This is a genomic window from Kosakonia sp. H02, from assembly GCA_030704225.1.
Classification (GTDB): domain Bacteria; phylum Pseudomonadota; class Gammaproteobacteria; order Enterobacterales; family Enterobacteriaceae; genus Kosakonia.
Genome location: CP131915.1, coordinates 3,365,736 through 3,383,735, shown reverse-complemented (window position 1 = coordinate 3,383,735; position 18,000 = coordinate 3,365,736). Strand labels below are relative to the sequence as shown.

Annotated in this window: 17 protein-coding genes; 9 read left to right on the top strand and 8 right to left on the bottom strand. The window is 53.9% G+C overall.

Features of this window, described 5'->3' with window-relative positions; all coding sequences use genetic code 11:
• Window positions 1–67: 67 nt before the first annotated feature.
• On the top strand, window positions 68–2,122 hold the full coding sequence (ptrB, locus tag Q5705_15840; GenBank protein ID WLI76051.1) for an oligopeptidase B: 2,055 nt from the start codon (window positions 68–70) through the stop codon (window positions 2,120–2,122).
• Here the strand turns inward: ptrB and exoX are convergent, their stop codons facing one another.
• Both exoX and Q5705_15830 read right to left on the bottom strand, forming a co-directional pair.
• Window positions 2,123–2,785, bottom strand: a complete 663-nt coding sequence (gene exoX / locus Q5705_15835) for an exodeoxyribonuclease X (protein WLI76050.1) — start codon at window positions 2,783–2,785, stop codon at window positions 2,123–2,125.
• A gap of 10 nt (window positions 2,786–2,795) precedes the next feature.
• Window positions 2,796–3,026 (bottom strand): DNA polymerase III subunit theta, encoded by a 231-nt coding sequence (locus tag Q5705_15830; GenBank protein WLI76049.1) that lies wholly within the window; start codon window positions 3,024–3,026, stop codon window positions 2,796–2,798.
• A gap of 136 nt (window positions 3,027–3,162) precedes the next feature.
• Here Q5705_15830 and yobA point away from each other — a divergent pair, with 136 nt between their 5' ends.
• The 4 genes from yobA (at window position 3,163) to pphA (ending at window position 5,804) form a co-directional block, all read left to right on the top strand.
• Window positions 3,163–3,537: a CopC domain-containing protein YobA gene (yobA, locus tag Q5705_15825; protein ID WLI76048.1), complete on the top strand. Its 375-nt coding sequence runs from the start codon at window positions 3,163–3,165 to the stop codon at window positions 3,535–3,537.
• Between the two features lie 2 nt (window positions 3,538–3,539).
• Window positions 3,540–4,409 (top strand): copper homeostasis membrane protein CopD, encoded by an 870-nt coding sequence (gene copD / locus Q5705_15820; GenBank protein ID WLI76047.1) that lies wholly within the window; start codon window positions 3,540–3,542, stop codon window positions 4,407–4,409.
• A gap of 17 nt (window positions 4,410–4,426) precedes the next feature.
• Window positions 4,427–4,765: a YebY family protein gene (locus Q5705_15815; GenBank protein WLI76046.1), complete on the top strand. Its 339-nt coding sequence runs from the start codon at window positions 4,427–4,429 to the stop codon at window positions 4,763–4,765.
• A 394-nt stretch (window positions 4,766–5,159) separates the two neighbouring features.
• Window positions 5,160–5,804: a protein-serine/threonine phosphatase gene (gene pphA / locus Q5705_15810; protein WLI76045.1), complete on the top strand. Its 645-nt coding sequence runs from the start codon at window positions 5,160–5,162 to the stop codon at window positions 5,802–5,804.
• Here pphA and Q5705_15805 read toward each other — a convergent pair whose 3' ends face one another.
• The 5 genes from Q5705_15805 to yebS form a co-directional block, all read right to left on the bottom strand.
• Complete coding sequence (locus tag Q5705_15805) at window positions 5,805–5,996, bottom strand: YebW family protein (GenBank protein WLI76044.1); 192 nt, start codon at window positions 5,994–5,996, stop codon at window positions 5,805–5,807.
• A 105-nt stretch (window positions 5,997–6,101) separates the two neighbouring features.
• Window positions 6,102–6,341 carry a YebV family protein gene (locus Q5705_15800; protein ID WLI76043.1) on the bottom strand — a complete coding sequence of 80 codons (240 nt, stop codon included), beginning with the start codon at window positions 6,339–6,341 and terminating at the stop codon, window positions 6,102–6,104.
• A 114-nt stretch (window positions 6,342–6,455) separates the two neighbouring features.
• On the bottom strand, window positions 6,456–7,895 hold the full coding sequence (gene rsmF, locus Q5705_15795; GenBank protein WLI76042.1) for a 16S rRNA (cytosine(1407)-C(5))-methyltransferase RsmF: 1,440 nt from the start codon (window positions 7,893–7,895) through the stop codon (window positions 6,456–6,458).
• Between the two features lie 79 nt (window positions 7,896–7,974).
• Entirely contained in the window at window positions 7,975–10,608 is a 2,634-nt protein-coding gene (locus Q5705_15790) for an MlaD family protein (GenBank protein ID WLI76041.1), read from the bottom strand.
• Entirely contained in the window at window positions 10,577–11,860 is a 1,284-nt protein-coding gene (yebS, locus tag Q5705_15785; GenBank protein ID WLI76040.1) for a membrane integrity lipid transport subunit YebS, read from the bottom strand. Before yebS ends, Q5705_15790 begins: the two co-directional genes overlap by 32 nt.
• A gap of 131 nt (window positions 11,861–11,991) precedes the next feature.
• Here yebS and Q5705_15780 point away from each other — a divergent pair, with 131 nt between their 5' ends.
• The 4 genes from Q5705_15780 to htpX all read left to right on the top strand — a co-directional run bounded on the left by Q5705_15780 (window position 11,992) and on the right by htpX (window position 16,413).
• The gene (locus Q5705_15780) at window positions 11,992–12,489 is read left to right on the top strand and encodes a GAF domain-containing protein (protein ID WLI76039.1); all 498 of its coding nucleotides are present in this window, start codon (window positions 11,992–11,994) and stop codon (window positions 12,487–12,489) included.
• 96 nt (window positions 12,490–12,585) lie between these two features.
• The gene (gene proQ / locus Q5705_15775) at window positions 12,586–13,272 is read left to right on the top strand and encodes an RNA chaperone ProQ (GenBank protein ID WLI76038.1); all 687 of its coding nucleotides are present in this window, start codon (window positions 12,586–12,588) and stop codon (window positions 13,270–13,272) included.
• A gap of 19 nt (window positions 13,273–13,291) precedes the next feature.
• Window positions 13,292–15,340: a carboxy terminal-processing peptidase gene (gene prc, locus Q5705_15770; GenBank protein ID WLI76037.1), complete on the top strand. Its 2,049-nt coding sequence runs from the start codon at window positions 13,292–13,294 to the stop codon at window positions 15,338–15,340.
• A gap of 191 nt (window positions 15,341–15,531) precedes the next feature.
• Complete coding sequence (gene htpX / locus Q5705_15765; protein WLI76036.1) at window positions 15,532–16,413, top strand: protease HtpX; 882 nt, start codon at window positions 15,532–15,534, stop codon at window positions 16,411–16,413.
• 45 nt (window positions 16,414–16,458) lie between these two features.
• Here htpX and Q5705_15760 read toward each other — a convergent pair whose 3' ends face one another.
• A complete protein-coding gene (locus tag Q5705_15760; GenBank protein WLI76035.1) occupies window positions 16,459–17,829 on the bottom strand; it encodes an MFS transporter in 1,371 nt (456 codons plus the stop codon).
• Between the last annotated feature and the right edge of the window lie 171 nt (window positions 17,830–18,000).

The following is an 18,000-nucleotide window of genomic DNA, read 5'->3' as shown; positions in this document are numbered from 1 at the left end:
TTTCGCTTGCAACACGCGTTTGTTTTGCCACCCTTATAGGTATGTAAAACGAGAAAAGATTAGAGCTATGTTGCCGAAAGCAAAACAAATACCTCATGCCATGACGATGCATGGCGATAAACGCATCGACAATTATTATTGGCTGCGGGACGACACGCGCTCGCAGCCGGAGGTTCTTGATTACCTCCATCAGGAAAACGACTATGGACGCGAAGTAATGGCGTCCCAACAAGCGTTACAGGACGACATCCTGGCGGAAATCATCTCCCGTATTCCTCAACGCGAAGTCTCCGCTCCCTACATCAAAAATGGCTATCGCTACCGGCATATTTATGAACCCGGCAATGAATACGCTATTTACCAGCGCCAGTCGGTTCTCAGCTCAGAGTGGGATGAATGGTCGGTATTGCTGGATTCCAACCAGCGTGCGGCGCACAGCGAGTTTTATACCTTGGGCGGCCTTGAGGTCTCACCTGACAACACGATTATGGCGATTGCCGAAGACTTTCTCTCACGTCGCCAGTATGGCCTGCGTTTTCGCAACCTGGAGACCGGTAACTGGTATCCGGAAGTGCTGGATAACGTCTCACCGGAGTTCGTCTGGGTGAATGATTCTGAAACCCTCTACTATGTGCGCAAACACGCGACCACGCTGCTGCCTTATCAGGTGTGGCGTCATACCATTGGTACGCCTTCGCAGCAGGACGAACTGGTCTATGAAGAGAAGGACGAGACCTTTTATGTCGGGCTAAGCAAAACGACCTCTCAACACTACATCACTGTCCATCTTGCGAGTGCCACCACCAGCGAAGTGTTGCTGCTGGATGCGGAACTGCCGGATGCGCAGCCGCTCTGTTTTTTGCCGCGGCGTAAAGATCATGAATATAGCCTCGATCATTACCAGCACACGTTTTATCTGCGCTCCAACCGTGACGGTAAAAACTTCGGCTTGTATCGCACCAAAGTGCGCGATGAGCGGCGCTGGGAAGTGCTGATCCCGGCGCGCGACCAGATAATGCTTGAGGGTTTTACACTTTTTACCGACTGGCTGGTGGTGGAAGAGCGGCAACGCGGGCTGACCAGCTTGCGGCAAATCAACCGTAAAACCCGCGAAGTGGTCGGGATTGCATTTGACGATCCGGCTTATGTCACATGGCTTGCTTATAACCCGGAACCGGAAACCTCGCGCCTGCGCTATGGGTATTCCTCAATGACCACCCCGGATACGTTATTCGAGATGGATATGGATACCGGCGAACGGCGGGTATTGAAGCAAATTGAAGTAGCAGGTTTTGACGCCAGCGACTATCGCAGCGAGCACGTCTGGATCCGCGCGCGGGACGGCGTCGAAGTGCCGGTATCGCTGGTTTACAACCAAAAACATTTCCGCCCGGGAGAAAACCCGCTGTTGGTTTACGGCTATGGCTCCTACGGTGCCAGTATGGATGCGGATTTCAGCAGCAGCCGGTTAAGCTTGCTCGACCGGGGTTTCGTCTGCGCGATAGCGCATATTCGCGGCGGTGGCGAGCTGGGTCATGCGTGGTATGAAGACGGTAAATTCCTTAACAAGAAAAATACCTTCAATGACTTTATTGATGTCACTGATAGCCTGCTGGCGCAGGGGTACGGATCGCCGCTGTTCTGCTATGCCATGGGAGGCAGTGCGGGCGGCATGTTGATGGGGGCGGTGATTAACGCACGCCCATCGCTGTTCCACGGTGTGATTGCGCAAGTCCCGTTTGTTGATGTGCTGACCACCATGCTCGACGAATCCATCCCGCTAACGACCGGTGAATTTGAGGAGTGGGGCAATCCGCAAGACGAAACCTATTATCACTACATGAAAAGCTACAGCCCGTACGACAATATCGATGCGCATCCTTACCCGCATATGCTGGTGACCACCGGGCTGCATGACTCGCAGGTGCAATACTGGGAACCCGCAAAATGGGTTGCAAAGCTGCGCGAGTATAAAATCGACGATAACCTGCTGCTGCTCTGTACGGATATGGATTCCGGGCACGGAGGCAAGTCCGGGCGCTTTAAATCGTACGAAGGCGTGGCGCTGGAATATGCGTTTCTGATAGCCCTTGCACAGGGAACGCTGCCGGGGAAGGGGTAATTAACCCTCGCCCAGGTAGTGTTTCAGCGTCAGACGTAACTCCGGGCTCATGTTGTCGAGGTTCTTAAACAGCCAGCGCAGGTAGCCCGGATCGCGATCGGCAACTTCAGATACCGGTGTACCGCGATATTTGCCAAAGGTGAATGTGGTTAACAGCGCCGGGCGACCAGTGACGGTCACCATTTGTTCTGGTGTCCAGCCTGACACCTGCATAATGTCTATCAGCAGGGCGGCGGTGATGTAACAATCGTACAGCGCACGGTGGTGATGCAGACCCGGCGGGGTTTGCACGCTGAGCTTGCGGGTCTGATACAGCGCCATATTGCTGTATTTGATCCCCGGCCACAGGCGGCGGGCCAGCTTCATCGTGCAGATCCACTCTCCTGGCATTTCTGGCAGCACACGGCGGTCAAAACTGGCGTTGTGCGCCACATACCATTCGCTGCCGTAATAGTGCGGCACAATCTCTTCGATCCATGGCTGATCGGCCACCATCGCTTCCGTAATGCGGTGTATTGCCATCGCCTGCGGGCTGATGGGTTTGTCCGGGCGCACCAGGTGGCTCTGCGGGTTAACGATTTTGCCGTCAACCACATCGACCGAGGCGATTTCAACCACGCCGCCTTGCAGATCGCAGGTTTCAGTATCAATAACACGTAACATGGCAGCGTCCTTATTTCGCTTTAGGCTCATACGGCAGGCGAGAGAGCGATACGGAAGCCAGACGATGGGCAATCAGGCGTTCGCGAAACCAGCTACGCAGATGCGCCGGTTGCTCGCGCTCAACGGCTTCGGCGATAACCGGCATGTTATAGCGCTCTTTGAAAGCGACCCCGGCGGCGGCAAGATCGACATTGATCTTATCCATCTCTTCTTGTTCGAGCTGCGCAAGATTGGTAATCATGATTTTCTCCTGAGTTCAGGCGGCAAAAGTTACTAAGGCTGTCGCCGAAAGACAAGTGTGCCGGCAGTGAGGCTCGACTCGACTATTGTACAGGTTTATGCTCTGTATCATATGTATAACAAAAAGGAATAATTGCATGTTTATCACGTCTTATCGCCACTGGCGGGCAATGGCGCTTGTCGCCAGCCTGTTTATCACACCCGCTGCGCTGGCGCATGCTCATCTTAAGGGCCAGTATCCGGCAGCCGATGCGAATGTCGATGCCGCGCCTCAAGCGTTAACCCTGAATTTCTCAGAAGGGATTGAGCCGGCGTTCAGCGGCATTCAGGTGACCGACGCGCGAAAGCAAATTATCAAGACCGGGGTAGTGAAGCGCAACGAGAAAGATAACCGTCAGATGATTGTTCCGCTGGAGCAGCCGCTAACGTCGGGGAAATATACCGTTAGCTGGCATGTTGTTTCCGTTGACGGTCACAAAACCCGTGGCCAGTATACGTTTTCTGTGAAGTAACGATGCTGTCGGCGGCGTTGGTTGGGCTGCGGTTTATTCACTTCGCCGCCCTGATGCTTATTTTTGGCTGCGCACTATTTAGTGCATGGCTTGCCCCGCATGAATTACGCCGCGTAGTAGCACAACGTTTTCGTCCTTTGCTGCGGGTCTGTTTATGGCTGGTGGCAGCCAGCGCGGCGCTGATGTATGCCGTGCAAGGCGGCATGATGGCAGGCGGCTGGCCGGATGTATGGCAACCGATGGTGTGGATGGCGGTGGTCGGAACGCAAACCGGTACGCTACTGGCATGGCAAATCATTCTGGCTTGTCTGACGCTTATCGCTGCGCTGCTACAACCGTTACAGCAAAAACGGCTGGTGCTGCTGGTGGTTATCCAGTTTTTGCTGGCGGCGGGTCTCGGCCATGCCGCGATGCGTTACGGGGTGATGGGCGTGTTGCAGCGCGGCAATCACGCCCTGCATTTGTTATGTGCGGCGATGTGGTTGGGCGGATTATTGCCAGTATTGTTCTGTATGCATCTGGCGCGCGGGCGGTGGCAAACCTCAGCCATCGCCGCAATGATGCGTTTCTCACGTTATGGTCACCTGGCCGTTGCCGGAGTGATTGTCACCGGTATCGTCAACATGTTGCTGATTCAGGGGCTGGGCTGGCCGTGGCAGAGCAGTTGGGGGCGTATGTTGTTGCTCAAATGTGCGCTTGTGGCGCTGATGGTGGCAATTGCCCTTGTGAATCGGTATGTTCTGGTGCCACGTTTGAGCCTGAAAAATGATACCGCGCGGCAACGCTTTATCACGCTGACCTGGGCTGAATGGGGGTTGGGCGCGCTGGTGCTGGCGGTTGTGAGTCTGTTTGCTACCTGGGAACCTTTTTGATTAATCTGGCGGAAAGAATGAAGAAAAGTTTATTAGTACTGTTAATGCTGACATGTTCGGGAGCGGCGCTGGCGGCACCGCAGGTGATTACCGTTAGCCGTTTTGAGATGGGCAAAGAGAAATGGGCGTTTAATCGCGAAGAGGTGATGTTAACCTGCCGCCCCGGTAATGCGCTGTTTGCCATCAACCCCAGTACCCTGGTGCAATACCCGCTTAACGATATCGCCGAGAAACAGGTTGCCAGCGGCAAAAGCAGCGGCCAGCCGATTAGCGTGATCCAGATTGATGATCCTTCCCGCCCCGGTGAAAAAATGAGTCTCGCGCCGTTTATCGAGCGCGCCAGAACGTTGTGCTAAATTTCGCCCGCAAGGCGCTGATTCAACATAAAAAAACCGCAAGCCTGACGCAACAGGGCTTGCGGTTTTAACATTTTTAAGCGTGACGAAAACCGGATTTTTCTGACCACTTTTGCAGCAGACTGGAAAAGCTGGTGTCGTCATCTATTCTTAAAGTGCAAGGCGACTTAGCCTGCATTAATGCCAACTTTTAGCGCACGGCTCTCTCCCAAGAGCCATTTCCCTGGACCGAATACAGGAATCGTATTCGGTCTTTTTTTCTTCTGTTACCAGAAATCATTTCGGGCAAGAAACAGAATGCCTGTCGCATCCGCCTCTTCGGCATAAACCATAACACAACCCGCATAGTGGTCGTCGAGCATTTTCTATACTGAAAATTGGGAGGGCGCAGAATATGTATCAACGAATCGAAGGCTCGGACTGGCGGCATATCTGGATTGTGGGCGACCTGCATGGCTGCCACCAGCGCTTATTAGAGGCGCTGCGCGACCGTCATTTTGATCCGTACCAGGACTTGCTGATTTGCGTCGGCGATTTGATCGATCGCGGCCCGGAAAGCTTGCAATGTCTGGCGCTACTGACCAAACCGTGGTTTAAAACCGTGCGCGGTAATCATGAACAGATGGCGATTGATGCACTCCGTTACGGCGAAATGGCGATGTGGCAACTTAACGGCGGCAGCTGGTTTAGTGCGTTACCAAAGGCACAGCAAGAGCAGGCGCTTGAAGCATTACATCGCTGCGCACAGTTGCCTTATATCCTTGAGCTACGTTCAAACGGCGTGGTGAACGTCATTGCCCATGCGGATTACCCGGCAACAGAATATCAATGGGAAAAAGAGGTCGACAGCGAGTCGGTCCTCTGGCGGCGCGACCGGTTAAACCAGTTGTTGTGCGGTAAGGGTGAGAAAATTGCCGGTGCAGACCATTTCTGGTTCGGCCATACGCCGCTAAAACAGCGTTTCGATGCCCAAAACCAGCACTACATCGACACCGGGGCGGTATTTGGCGGTGAATTGACACTGGTGCAGGTGCAGTGATCAAAAATCGCTGAATTCCCTGGCCGGGTGCCAGAAGCCATCAATAAAATCTTCTACAGGAAAACAACCGCCGTGACGCAGTCTCTCATCGTCCATAGCAGCCATGCACTGTTGCTCAGTATTAAAGACATCAACGACGATATCGTCACAACCACCGTCCAGGTAGCAAACAAATAAGACCAGAGCGAACATTCCATCCTCGGTTCTGTACCACGTAATGATAAGTGTAGGGGATGAATAGGGGCAGGGGAAATCAGGCGGGTAAATAACCCGTCTCATGGACGGGTTCCCTTTGGATCAGGCAAGGCGCATAACCCAGGTATCAGACTGCTGATCATAATGTTCGCGATAAAGCACCGAGTGCTCGCCGTTCAGGATCGCAGGAATGCTGGTTTCCGCGTCCCAGGCATCAAGCTGCATACATAAATCCGGGTCAGAACTGCAAGGAATACGCAACGTTCGTTCGCCCTGATTATCTCCCTGCAACTCGGCATCGTCGATTTCGAATGCGCCAATGCGCACGCTGGTTTTCGTCATAATGCTCTCCGTTGATCGTTAAAATGTGGTACGACCAGTAAGGTCACCCACATTTCAGCCTGGTACAACACAGAGCAAGTCGCCAGTCAAAAAATGCGCTTTTTTTGCGCGTCGTCACGCATTCCCGGCAAAGAGACGACCATCGCGCACCAGCTCGCGCGGGTAACTGTTTTTCAACCGCGAACCGATTTTTTTCGCCAGCCCCAGCGGTTGCCCCTGGAATGTCACAATCAAGTCATCCCGCGGTGGCAGGGCCTGTGGGTAGATATCCCGGCCGCGATACCACTCTTCAGCTTCAGGCAACGTCAGGGCGAAAGCCAGAGGATTATCGTGGCCCGCCAACGCAATCACCGCTTCATGCTGCCAGCGATAACCTTTATTGTGCGTTTCCGCCAGGCGGATGCCGATACGGGAAAAACGGACTTTTCCGATGAGTGCTTCGATAGCTGCGGGAAACAGCCAGATCTCTTTATCCCGCTGCCACAGATGCAGGGAGTCATCCCAACGAAGCCCCACTTGTGCAGCGGCGGCTTCAAGCTGCGCAACATCACGCGGTTTCAGCGGGGCAAACGGGAAATTACCGACTTTATAGGTCGGGGCAGGGAGCGGATCGACAGCGGCGGTTTTGCGCAAACGGGCGACAAAGAAGCCTTCACAGTCATAAATCTGCGGGAAAACATGCAAAAAGCCTTCGGCGGTGAGGGCGCGGTCGGCTCCGTCGAACAATTCGCCCAGCGGCAAAAATTCGACTGCATGCGGGTATTGCTGCTGTAGCCAGTGGCAGATCGCCTCGTTTTCATCACGGTTCAGCGTGCAGGTGGAGTAAACCAGCACGCCGCCGGGACGCAGGGCGTGAAAGGCGCTGTCGATAAGTTCGCGCTGGGTGGCGGCGATGTCCTGATTGCTGGCAACAGACCAGTTTTTCAATGCGTCGGCATCTTTACGCACCACTCCTTCGCCTGAGCAAGGCGCATCCAGCAAGATGGCGTCGAACATTTCAGGCAAGGCAGGGCCAAATACGCGGCCGTCAAAATGTGTCAGCGCAACATTATGAATACCGCTGCGGCTGATGTTGGCGTGCAGCACTTTCACGCGGCTGGCGGAAAACTCATTGGCAAGGATTGCACCCTGGTTGCCCATGCGGGCGGCAATTTGCGTGGTTTTTGACCCCGGTGCAGCGGCAACATCCATCACCCGCTGCGGCATTTCGCCATCAGCAAACAGCGCCGCAACCGGCAGCATGGAACTCGCTTCCTGAATATAAAACAGCCCGCTCAGATGCTCCGCCGTGCTGCCAAGCGGCAGGCTCTCTTCATCATCCCGTTCGATCCAAAACCCTTCTGCGCACCACGGCACGGGCGTTAATTGCCAGCCATAAGGCGCAACCAGCGTCAAAAAATCAGCGACCGAGATTTTTAGCGTATTGATACGGATACTGCGGCGCAGCGGGCGCTGGCAGGCCGCAATAAAATCATCAAAAGAGAGATGCTCAGGCATGGCCTGGCGCATCTGGGCCAGGAATTCGTCAGGGAAGTAAACAGCGTTTTGAGCCACGGGGCGCACCACAAGGAGTAAAACAGGCGCGCAGTGTAGCATAAAAGGCTCCGGCGCAGGCACGCCGGAGGCTGGAGGGTTAACGTGGCAGGGCGGTGCCCCATTGACGCCACTCTTTTGGTTCGCTTTCGAGCAGCAGGAAGTGTTTACCCGGCTGCGCTTTGGGTGCCAGCGGCGTTTCCGGCGGCGTGGCAAACGCAATACCGCCGCGAATGAACTGGTTAAAGGTCCCGGTTTTCACCACGCCGCCGGTCAGACCGAAGTCCAGCGTGTAACCGGAAGCCAGCCAGAACACCGAGTTATTACGCACCAGATGCTGGTAGCGTTTACTGATGCGCATGGCGACCATCACGCGATCGGAAAGCGTACCCAGCGCAAGTCCGGTGACAGTACCTACTTCGATACCGCGGAACAGCACCGGTGTGCCGATATTCATCGATCCCACTTCCGGGGCTTCAACCACAATATTCAGCCCGTCGAGATAACGCGAGTCGGTGATGGTGGCTTCGGTGAGTTCAAAATCCCGTCGCGCATCGCCATGACCCGGTTCCACGTTGATATAGGGTTGCAGGATGGTATCGAGGTGCTCAACACCCGCCGCGGAAATTTGCGGTGTGATCACCGAGAATCGCGTACCGCCACGGGCAAAGGTGCGCACATATTCCGGGTAGAGCACTGCGCTGGCCTGCACTTCATTTTTATCGGTGAGCAGGCGCAGCGTCTGTACCTGGCCGATATCAATCCCGAGATAACGAATCGGCATCCCTTCTGCCAGCTTGCCGGCGTCAAAGGCATGTAGCGTTATCTGGCCACCCACGGCGCGCGCTGCGGTCTCGGAGGCGTACAGTTCGCGCTTATCGCCTTTACGCAGGCGCGCGCTGGCACCGCTGAGGTTATCAAAACTGATGGCACCTTTAATGGCGCGGGAAAGTGGCGAAGCCTGCACGGTGAGGCCGCTGCCGTTAAGCTGCACTTTCGCGCCGCCTTCCGCCCAGAACACGCTGTCATCGGTAAGCAAGTTGCGGTATTCCGGTTTGATATGCAGATCGATATCAAATGCGTTAGCGCGCGGACGCACGGTGATCACTTCACCGACTTCGAATTTGCGGTACAGCACCACGGAACCGGCCTGCACATCCGGCAGGGTATCGGCGGTGAGCGTCAGGGTGGTGGTGGGCAGATCGCTCAGGCTGTTTTCCAGCGCTTTATCCAGGTTGGCGAACAACGGATAGCTCGTTTTCATCGCGCCTTTGGTGCCGGGGAGAATGCGGATCCCGCCGCTGAGCCACTCATTTGCGCTGGCGGCAAGGAACTCTACACCGTCCAGACCCACTTTGACGTCCACACGGCTGTTGACCACAAACTTGCTGTCGCCGTGCACCAGATCGCGGTATTGCGGATCGATGGCGATGGCAAAAGAGACGCCTTTGTTGGTGAGATTGCGCTCCAGCACCTGGCCCACCTGCACACCGTGGAGCACCAAAGGTTGCCCGGCATCGATACCGTAACTTTCCGGCGCGGTGAGCGTCAGGGTGATAACACCCGGTTCCTGCAACAGGTTTTTATCCGCAGGCAGCACTACAAATTGATCGCGCGGCTCCCCTTCGCCGGGGAGTAATTCCAGCGTGCTGCCTGTCAGCAGGGAGCTGACGTTAGCATTGCTCAATGAGATTTTCGGATTGCGCATCTCAATACGGGTATTGTCGCGCAGCAGGTTAACCACGCTCGGATCGACCGTCATCTCGCCGGTCACCGTGCCGCCAGGATTGAGGTTAATTTTGGTCAGTTCACCCACTTCTAGTCCCTGGTACATCAGCGGCGTTGAGCCTGCTTTCAGCCCCTGGCCGCCGGGTAAATCGAGCTTGATTATCACGCCGCGCTGGCTGTGTGCCAGGTCTTCATACAAACCGAACTCATCATCTGGCGCCGCAGGTTGCGAATCGTCTGGCGAATCAAAAGCGATCGCGCCATTGACCAGCGCAGCCAGGCTTTCCAGCTCCACTTTCGCGCCGCTCAACCCGACATCGGCTTTCACGCCGGAAACGTTCCAGAACCGGCTACCTTTTTTCACCAGGTTGGTGAAGCGGCGTTCGATGAGTACATCAATGGTGACGCCCTGTTTGTTGTTATTGATCGCGTAGTCGTAAACACGTCCAACCGGGATTTTGCGGAAATAGACCAGCGAACCGCTGTTGAGTGAACCCAAATCCGGCGCGTGCAGATGAATCATTAGATCGCCATTGTTGAGCCGGTACTTCGGCTGGGTATCAAGCGCGGTGAAGTGATCCTGCGGGTCGCCTTTGCCCGGCATCATGCCGATATAGTTGCCGCCCACCAGAGCATCAAGGCCGGAAACGCCCGCCAGCGACGCTTTGGGCGTGACCAGCCAGAACTGGGTTTCACTGCGCAGCGCATCTTTCATGTCGGCTTTGATACTGGCGCGTACCTGGATTTTCCTCAAATCATCGCTCAGGCGAATATCCTGCACCGTACCGACTTCGACCCCCTGATAACGCACGGGAGTTCGCCCGGCGACAATGCCGTCGGCGGACATAAAATCGATAGTGATGGTATTAGCGCGATCTTCATAGCTACTCCAGACAAGCCAGCCCGCGATAAGCAGCGCGATAACCGGCAATAGCCAGAATGGCGAAATGCGACGTTTTGATTTAATACGCGCTTCAGTCGTTGAAGCGGGGGTTTCCTGACTCATGTGCATCCCAAAGTAAGCGGCTGTCCAGCCATTCCACAGCAAGAATAGTCAAAATTACCGCTGCGCCGAAATAAAACGCAGCGGGTCCCATTGTAAAAGCGAGGAGTTGGTCGCGATTAATCAGCGCCATCGTCAGTGAGATGACAAACAGATCGAGCATCGACCAGCGCCCGATCCAGGTCACTAAGCGCAAAAGAAGTATGCGGGTGCGCAGTCCATGTTCAAATTTAAAATGGATACTGGTAAGTAAGGTTAACAGCACGATGACCTTGGTAAACGGCACCAGAATACTGGCGATAAACACCACGCCCGCCACGGCGATATTACTGTTCGCCAGTGAAATGATGCCGGACATAATCGTGTCTTCCTGGCGCGCGCCGTTAACATAAACCACCGAGATCGGCAGTAAATTCGCGGGGAATAAAAATATCAACGAGGCGATCAGTGCCGCCCAGCATTTTTGCAGGCTGTGGTTGCGTCGATATCTGAGCGGAATATGGCAGCGCGGGCAGCGTCCACGGGCATCCGGGAAACCAGTAAAATGGCAGCCCAGACAGGCGCGCAACTGCGGGTCGGGTCGTTGAGCGGGACGCTGCGGATAAAAACGCTCCCATAATTGCTCGACGTTGAGATGGATAAGCGTCATAACGCTTAAAATGACCAGCACCACAAAGGCGAAAAGGCCGACGCCCGGTTGCAGGAAGGCATAATCCTGAACTTTTATTGAGGCAACGCCAATGCCGACCAGATAGATATCCAGCATTACCCACTCTTTTAGCCTCTCCAGCATCAGCAACACCGGGCGCAGATTCATGCCAAGAATATTTCCAAGCCATAAATACGCAATGGCGCTGACCAGCACCAGCGGCGCGCCAACGGTACAGAACAACACCATCGCAGCAGTCAGCGGTGAGCCCTGCGATGACATTTGCCAGATGCCTTGCAGCAGGTTGGCATCAATGCGCACACCGAGTAAATAAAGATGCAACAACGGTTCGCCCCAGGCGAAAGGCATCAGCAGGATCATGGTGATGGCCATCGCGCCAAGGCGGGTTAATGACCAGTCACGTCCGTCGCGGATCTTGGCATCACAACAGGGGCAAAATGCACTTTGGTGCGATTTCATAACCGGTAACGTAAAAAGCGTATCGCATTGCGGGCAGCGCTGATAATGTGCGCGGGGCAAGGCTTCGCCAACACGATGAATCGCAATTTTTTTCGTAAGCGAAATTTGTTGTATCTTTAGCGCCATTGCATGGATCAGAAAAGGTTTAGATAAATCTATCTTAACTCATGAATGGAACATCTTGAGCATCAACGCATTTAATGCTTATTTTAATAGGCTAAGCAGTTTTCTCCGTAAGACACCAAAATGGTTAAATAATGAGCAAAGCAGAATTTTACGCGGATTTGAATCGCGACTTTCAGGCGTTAATGGCAGGCGAAACCAGTTTTTTAGCAACGCTGGCGAATACCAGTGCGCTGCTATTTGAGCGCCTGGATGGGGTGAACTGGGCAGGTTTTTATTTGCTGGAAGGCGACACGCTAGTGTTGGGGCCATTCCAGGGCAAAATTGCCTGCGTGCGTATTCCGGTTGGGCGTGGCGTTTGCGGCAGTGCCGTAGCGCAGCGTCGCGTTCAGCGCGTGGAAGATGTGCATCAATTCGACGGGCACATTGCCTGCGATGCGGCCAGTAATTCTGAGATCGTGCTGCCGGTAACGGTGAATAACCAGATTATCGGCGTGCTGGATATCGATAGCGTCGAATTTTCTCGCTTCACCGCTGAGGATGAACAGGGTCTGTGCAAACTGGTTTCGCATCTGGAAAATATCCTTACGGCGACCGACTATAAAAAAATCTTTGCCTCCGTCGCAGGATAATCAACGGATAACGTAGCATTTACGGATAGCGTCATTATAATGACGCCTGTTCATGCCTGCGCTTGTTGGCAACGTCCGTTGTAATCAGGAAATTTCATGGAAAATCAACCTAAGTTGAATAGCAGTAAAGAAGTTATCGCTTTTTTAGCCGAACGTTTTCCTCACTGTTTCAGTGCTGAAGGCGAAGCACGCCCCCTGAAAATCGGTATTTTTCAGGATTTAGTTGCGCGTGTTGAGGGTGAGATGAATCTCAGCAAAACCCAACTTCGTTCCGCTTTACGCCTTTATACTTCCAGCTGGCGCTACCTGTACGGTATCAAAGCTGGCGCGGCGCGTGTCGATCTCGACGGTAATGCCTGTGGCGTGCTGGATGAGCAACACGTAGAGCACGCGCGTAAACAGTTGGAAGAAGCCAAAGCGCGTGTTCAGGCACAACGTGCTGAACAACAAGCTAAAAAACGAGAAGCTGCCGCTGCTGCTGGTCAGGAAGACGCGCCGCGTCGCGAGCGTAAAGCCCGCCCGGCTCCGCGCCGTAAAGAGGGCGCTGAGCGTAAGCCTCGCGCTGACAAACCGGCTGCAAAACCGCAACGTGCACCACAGCAGGAAGAACGCCATACGCCAGTTTCAGATTTATCTGTACTGAGCGTGGGTCAGAACCTGAAAGTGAAGGCGGGAAATAATGCGATGAGCGCGACGGTGTTAGAAATCACCAAAGATGGCGTTCGCGTACAGCTTAGCTCGGGTATGTCGATGATTGTACGCGCAGAACATTTACTGTTCTGAAACGGAGGCCTGGCCTGGCATGAACACTTTGTTTAAGCGCACAGCGTTGGCTGGCCTGTTATTCGTAACAGGCCATGTTATGGCTGTGGAAGATATTACCCGTGCCGATCAAATTCCGGTTTTGAAGGAAGAGACTCAGCACGCGACGGTAAGCGAACGCGTAACTTCGCGCTTCACCCGCTCTCACTACCGTCAGTTCGATTTAGATCAAGCCTTCTCGGCGAAGATTTTCAGCCGCTATCTTAACCTGCTTGATTACAGTCACAACGTCTTGCTGGCCAGTGATGTCGAGCAGTTTTCCCAAAAGAAAAGCCTGATTGGCGATGAGTTGCGCAGCGGCAAACTGGACGTGTTCTACGACCTATATAACAAAGCCCAGCAGCGTCGCTTCGAGCGGTACCAGTACGCACTGAAAGTGCTGGAACGCCCGATGGATTTTTCCGGTAACGACACCTTTAACCTGGATCGCAGTAAAGCGCCCTGGCCGAAAGACGACGCCGAGCTAAACGCGCTGTGGGATAGCAAAGTTAAATATGACGAGCTGAGCCTGAAACTCACCGGAAAAGATGAGAAAGAGATCCGCGAAACGCTCTCCCGACGTTATAAATTTGCGATTCGTCGCCTGGCGCAGACCAATAGCGAAGATGTCTTTTCTCTGGCGATGACCGCGTTCGCGCGTGAAATCGACCCGCACACCAATTACCTTTCGCCGCGCAATACCGAACAATTCAATACCGAGATGAGCCTTTCGCTCGAAGGGATTGGCGCGGTGCTGCAAGGGGATGATGACTATACCGTGATCAACTCTATGGTGGCGGGCGGTCCGGCGGCGAAAAGCAAAGCGATTAGCGTTGGCGATCGTATCGTGGGCGTCGGTCAGACCGGGCAAAATATGGTCGACGTGATTGGCTGGCGTCTTGATGACGTGGTGGCACTGATTAAAGGGCCGAAAGGCAGTAAAGTACGCCTCGAAATCCTGCCGGCAGGCAAGGGCACGAAAACGCGTATTGTCACGCTGACTCGCGAACGTATTCGTCTCGAAGACCGTGCGGTCAAAATGTCCGTGAAGAGTGTCGGCAAAGAAAAAGTGGGCGTACTGGATATTCCTGGCTTCTATGTTGGGCTGACTGACGATGTCAAAGTTCAGTTGCAGAAGCTGGAAAAACAGAATGTCAGCAGCGTGATTATCGACCTGCGCGCTAACGGCGGCGGGGCGCTGACCGAAGCGGTTTCGCTTTCCGGCTTGTTTATCCCGTCTGGCCCGGTGGTTCAGGTGCGCGATAATAATGGCAAAGTGCGCGAAGACAGCGATACCGATGGGGTGGTCTATTACAAAGGCCCGCTGGTGGTGCTGGTTGATCGCTTTAGCGCTTCGGCGTCGGAAATCTTTGCTGCCGCGATGCAGGACTATGGCCGTGCGCTGATTGTGGGTGAGCCGACCTTTGGTAAAGGCACCGTGCAACAGTACCGTTCGCTTAACCGTATCTACGATCAGATGCTGCGTCCTGAATGGCCAGCACTGGGTTCAGTGCAATACACCATCCAGAAGTTCTATCGCGTTAACGGCGGCAGTACGCAGCGTAAAGGTGTGACGCCGGATATCATCATGCCAACCGGCACGCAGGTAACGGAGACCGGGGAAAAATTCGAAGATAACGCACTGCCGTGGGATAGCATCAATGCTGCTACCTTCGTGCGTTCCGGCGATTTGAAACCGTTTGGTGCCGAGCTGCTGAAAAACCATGATGAGCGAATCGCTAAAGATCCGGAATTTCAGTACATCATGAAAGATATCGAGCGCTTTAAGGCCTTGAAAGATAAGCGTGACATGGTATCGCTGAACCTCGCGCAGCGTGAGAAAGAGAACGCAGAAGATGACGCTATTCGTCTCTCGCGCCTCAATGACCGCTTCAAACGTGAAGGCAAGCCGTTGCTGAAGAAACTGGATGATTTGCCAAAGGATTATCAGGAACCCGATCCGTATCTTGATGAAACAGTGCATATTGCCATTGACCTGGCGCATCTTGAAAAAGAAAGGCCAGCGGAACAGCCCGCTCCCGCAAAATAACCTCCACAGGCACAAGAAATTGTGCCTGTTTTTTTAACAACTCAACAGTGGCGTAAGCGTAATGCGACAGAATGTAAAGTTGTGTTTTTCTCGTGACTTACGCTGCGCTGATACTTGAAAATAGCTCGCATGCCCATACGATGTGGGTAATCGCATAGTGCGTTTTGTTAAATTGAGGTTAAAAGATAATTATGATGCGAATCGCGCTCTTCCTGTTGACTAACCTGGCCGTGATGTTGGTGTTCGGCCTGGTGCTTAGCCTGACGGGCATTCAGTCGAGCAGCGTTCAGGGGTTGATGATTATGGCGCTGCTGTTTGGTTTTGGCGGCTCGTTCATTTCGCTGTTAATGTCGAAATGGATGGCGCTTAAATCGGTAGGTGGTGAAGTGATCGAGCAGCCGCGTAATGATATGGAGCGCTGGCTGATGGATACCGTGGCGCAGCAGTCCCGTCAGGCGGGTATCGCTATGCCTCAAGTGGCGATTTACCATGCGCCGGACATTAACGCGTTTGCAACCGGGGCACGCCGTGATGCTTCCCTGGTTGCGGTGAGTACCGGGCTGCTGCAAAACATGAGCCGTGATGAAGCCGAGGCGGTTATTGCCCATGAAATCAGCCATATCGCGAATGGTGATATGGTCACCATGACCCTGATTCAGGGGATTGTTAACACATTCGTTATCTTTATCTCACGCATTATTGCGCAGGTTGCCGCAGGTTTTCTGGGCGGTAATCGGGATGATGGCGAAGAGAGTAATGGCAACCCAATGATCTATTTTGCCGTTGCGACAGTGCTGGAGCTGGTGTTTGGTATCCTGGCCAGCATTATTACGATGTGGTTCTCACGTTACCGTGAATTCCATGCCGATGCCGGTTCTGCAAAACTGGTGGGTCGCGAGAAGATGATTGCCGCGCTCCAGCGCCTGAAAACCAGCTACGAGCCGCAGGAAGCCAGCAGCATGATGGCCTTCTGCATCAACGGGAAATCGAAATCCCTGAGCGAGCTGTTTATGACGCACCCGCCGCTGGATAAACGTATCGAAGCACTGCGCTCCGGTGAATATCTGAAATAACGTCTTTTAAAAAGCAAAAAGCGCGTCAACCGACGCGCTTTTTTTTTACTGTGCTCGCGGCTGCGTGATGCGCAAACCGCTGATGATAGCCGCAACCGTCGCCAGTGCGCCAGCCAGCAGCAATGATGTGTGCGTGCCATTGTTTCCAAAAAGATTAAACGTCAAGGCTACCAGTGCAGCCCCTGAACTTTGCCCCAGCAAGCGCGCGGTACCCAGCATACCGCTTGCACCGCCGCTGCGCTGGCGCGGGGCGGAGGTAATAATGGTGTGATTATTAGGCGACTGGAACAGGCCAAAACCCGCGCCGCACAGCGCCATGCGCCAGATGATATCCGCATCTGCGGGGGCAGCAGGAAGCAACGCCAGCGCGAATAGCCCGCACGCCAGCATCGCCAGCCCAAGTGCACCTAATAATCCCGCGTGTACGCGCTCAATCAGATACCCGGCCAGCGGAGCCATTACCATTGTCGCCAGTGGCCAGGGCGTCAGCAAAAGACCGGTTTCAACTTCACTGCGCCCGAGTACGGTTTGCAAAAAGAAGGGCAGGGAAACCAGCGCCAGCATCTGTGCGCAGAAAGAGCAGATTGACGTGCCGATAGAGAGCGAAAAGAGCGGAATACGCAGCAAATCAACCGGCAATAACGGCACCGGTAAACGCAACTGCCGCCGCACAAAGAACCAGCCGATGACCAGTAATGCAACAACTTCTGCCAGGATAAGCGTGCTTGACTGGCCCTGAGCAAAACTGCTCAGGGCGGTGATTAACAGGCCAAACGTCAGGGCGTTCATCACGGCGCTTGGCAAATCAAATTTAGGCATCGTGCTGCGTGCTGCATTAGGCGGTAAATAATTAATCGCCAGCACCAGAGCAATAATCCCTAAAGGAACGTTAATCAAAAACAGCCACTGCCAGGAAGCAACCGACAGAATTGCCGCTGCAATCGTCGGCCCTGCGGCTGAAGAGACCGCCACAACGAATGAATTAACGCCCATCCCGCGCCCAAGACTGCGGTGCGGGTAGATGAGGCGTATGAGCGCGGTATTGACGCTCATCAGCGCGGCGCCACCAAAACCCTGCGCTACGCGCGCCAGGGTTAATGTAAGGAGCGAATCTGACAGCGCACAAAACAATGAGGTGAGGGTAAACAGCACCAGACCGCATTGATAAACACGGCGGTAACCGAACATATCGCCAAGAAAAGAGAACGTCAGTAGCGAAACCACAATGGCGATTTGGTAAGCATTCACAATCCAGATGGAACCCGCCGGTGAAGCGTTGAGTTCCCGTGCAATCGTCGGCAACGCGACGTTAGCAATTGCGCCATCAAGGACTGCCATGGCGATACCAATAACAATGGTCAAAATTGCGCCGTAGCGCAGGGGTACGGGAAGTCCGTCTAAAGAAGATTTATTCATAGAAATGAGCGGTTAATGTCGCAAATTGATTTGTATAATGATTCTATCATTGCCATTCCGGCTTTATGTCGCAGATTTGTAACGAAGTTGACAAACGTGCATTGCGGCGACAGGATGACGAAATTATAATAAAAACCGATTCTGATTTTTATAAAACACAGGCGATGAGGT

Bases quoted from the DNA above. Each gene is read 5' to 3' on its own strand.
- Q5705_15790 (WLI76041.1), bottom strand. From the start codon at position 10,608: ATGAGTCAGGAAACCCCCGCTTCAACGACTGAAGCGCGTATTAAATCA.
- yebS (WLI76040.1), bottom strand. From the start codon at position 11,860: ATGGCGCTAAAGATACAACAAATTTCGCTTACGAAAAAAATTGCGATT.
- htpX (WLI76036.1), top strand. From the start codon at position 15,532: ATGATGCGAATCGCGCTCTTCCTGTTGACTAACCTGGCCGTGATGTTG.
- Q5705_15760 (WLI76035.1), bottom strand. From the start codon at position 17,829: ATGAATAAATCTTCTTTAGACGGACTTCCCGTACCCCTGCGCTACGGC.
- Q5705_15800 (WLI76043.1), bottom strand. From the start codon at position 6,341: ATGACGAAAACCAGCGTGCGCATTGGCGCATTCGAAATCGACGATGCC.
- Q5705_15805 (WLI76044.1), bottom strand. From the start codon at position 5,996: ATGTTCGCTCTGGTCTTATTTGTTTGCTACCTGGACGGTGGTTGTGAC.
- Q5705_15830 (WLI76049.1), bottom strand. From the start codon at position 3,026: ATGATTACCAATCTTGCGCAGCTCGAACAAGAAGAGATGGATAAGATC.
- prc (WLI76037.1), top strand. From the start codon at position 13,292: ATGAACACTTTGTTTAAGCGCACAGCGTTGGCTGGCCTGTTATTCGTA.
- yobA (WLI76048.1), top strand. From the start codon at position 3,163: ATGTTTATCACGTCTTATCGCCACTGGCGGGCAATGGCGCTTGTCGCC.
- pphA (WLI76045.1), top strand. From the start codon at position 5,160: ATGTATCAACGAATCGAAGGCTCGGACTGGCGGCATATCTGGATTGTG.
- proQ (WLI76038.1), top strand. From the start codon at position 12,586: ATGGAAAATCAACCTAAGTTGAATAGCAGTAAAGAAGTTATCGCTTTT.
- copD (WLI76047.1), top strand. From the start codon at position 3,540: ATGCTGTCGGCGGCGTTGGTTGGGCTGCGGTTTATTCACTTCGCCGCC.
- Q5705_15815 (WLI76046.1), top strand. From the start codon at position 4,427: ATGAAGAAAAGTTTATTAGTACTGTTAATGCTGACATGTTCGGGAGCG.
- Q5705_15780 (WLI76039.1), top strand. From the start codon at position 11,992: ATGAGCAAAGCAGAATTTTACGCGGATTTGAATCGCGACTTTCAGGCG.
- exoX (WLI76050.1), bottom strand. From the start codon at position 2,785: ATGTTACGTGTTATTGATACTGAAACCTGCGATCTGCAAGGCGGCGTG.
- ptrB (WLI76051.1), top strand. From the start codon at position 68: ATGTTGCCGAAAGCAAAACAAATACCTCATGCCATGACGATGCATGGC.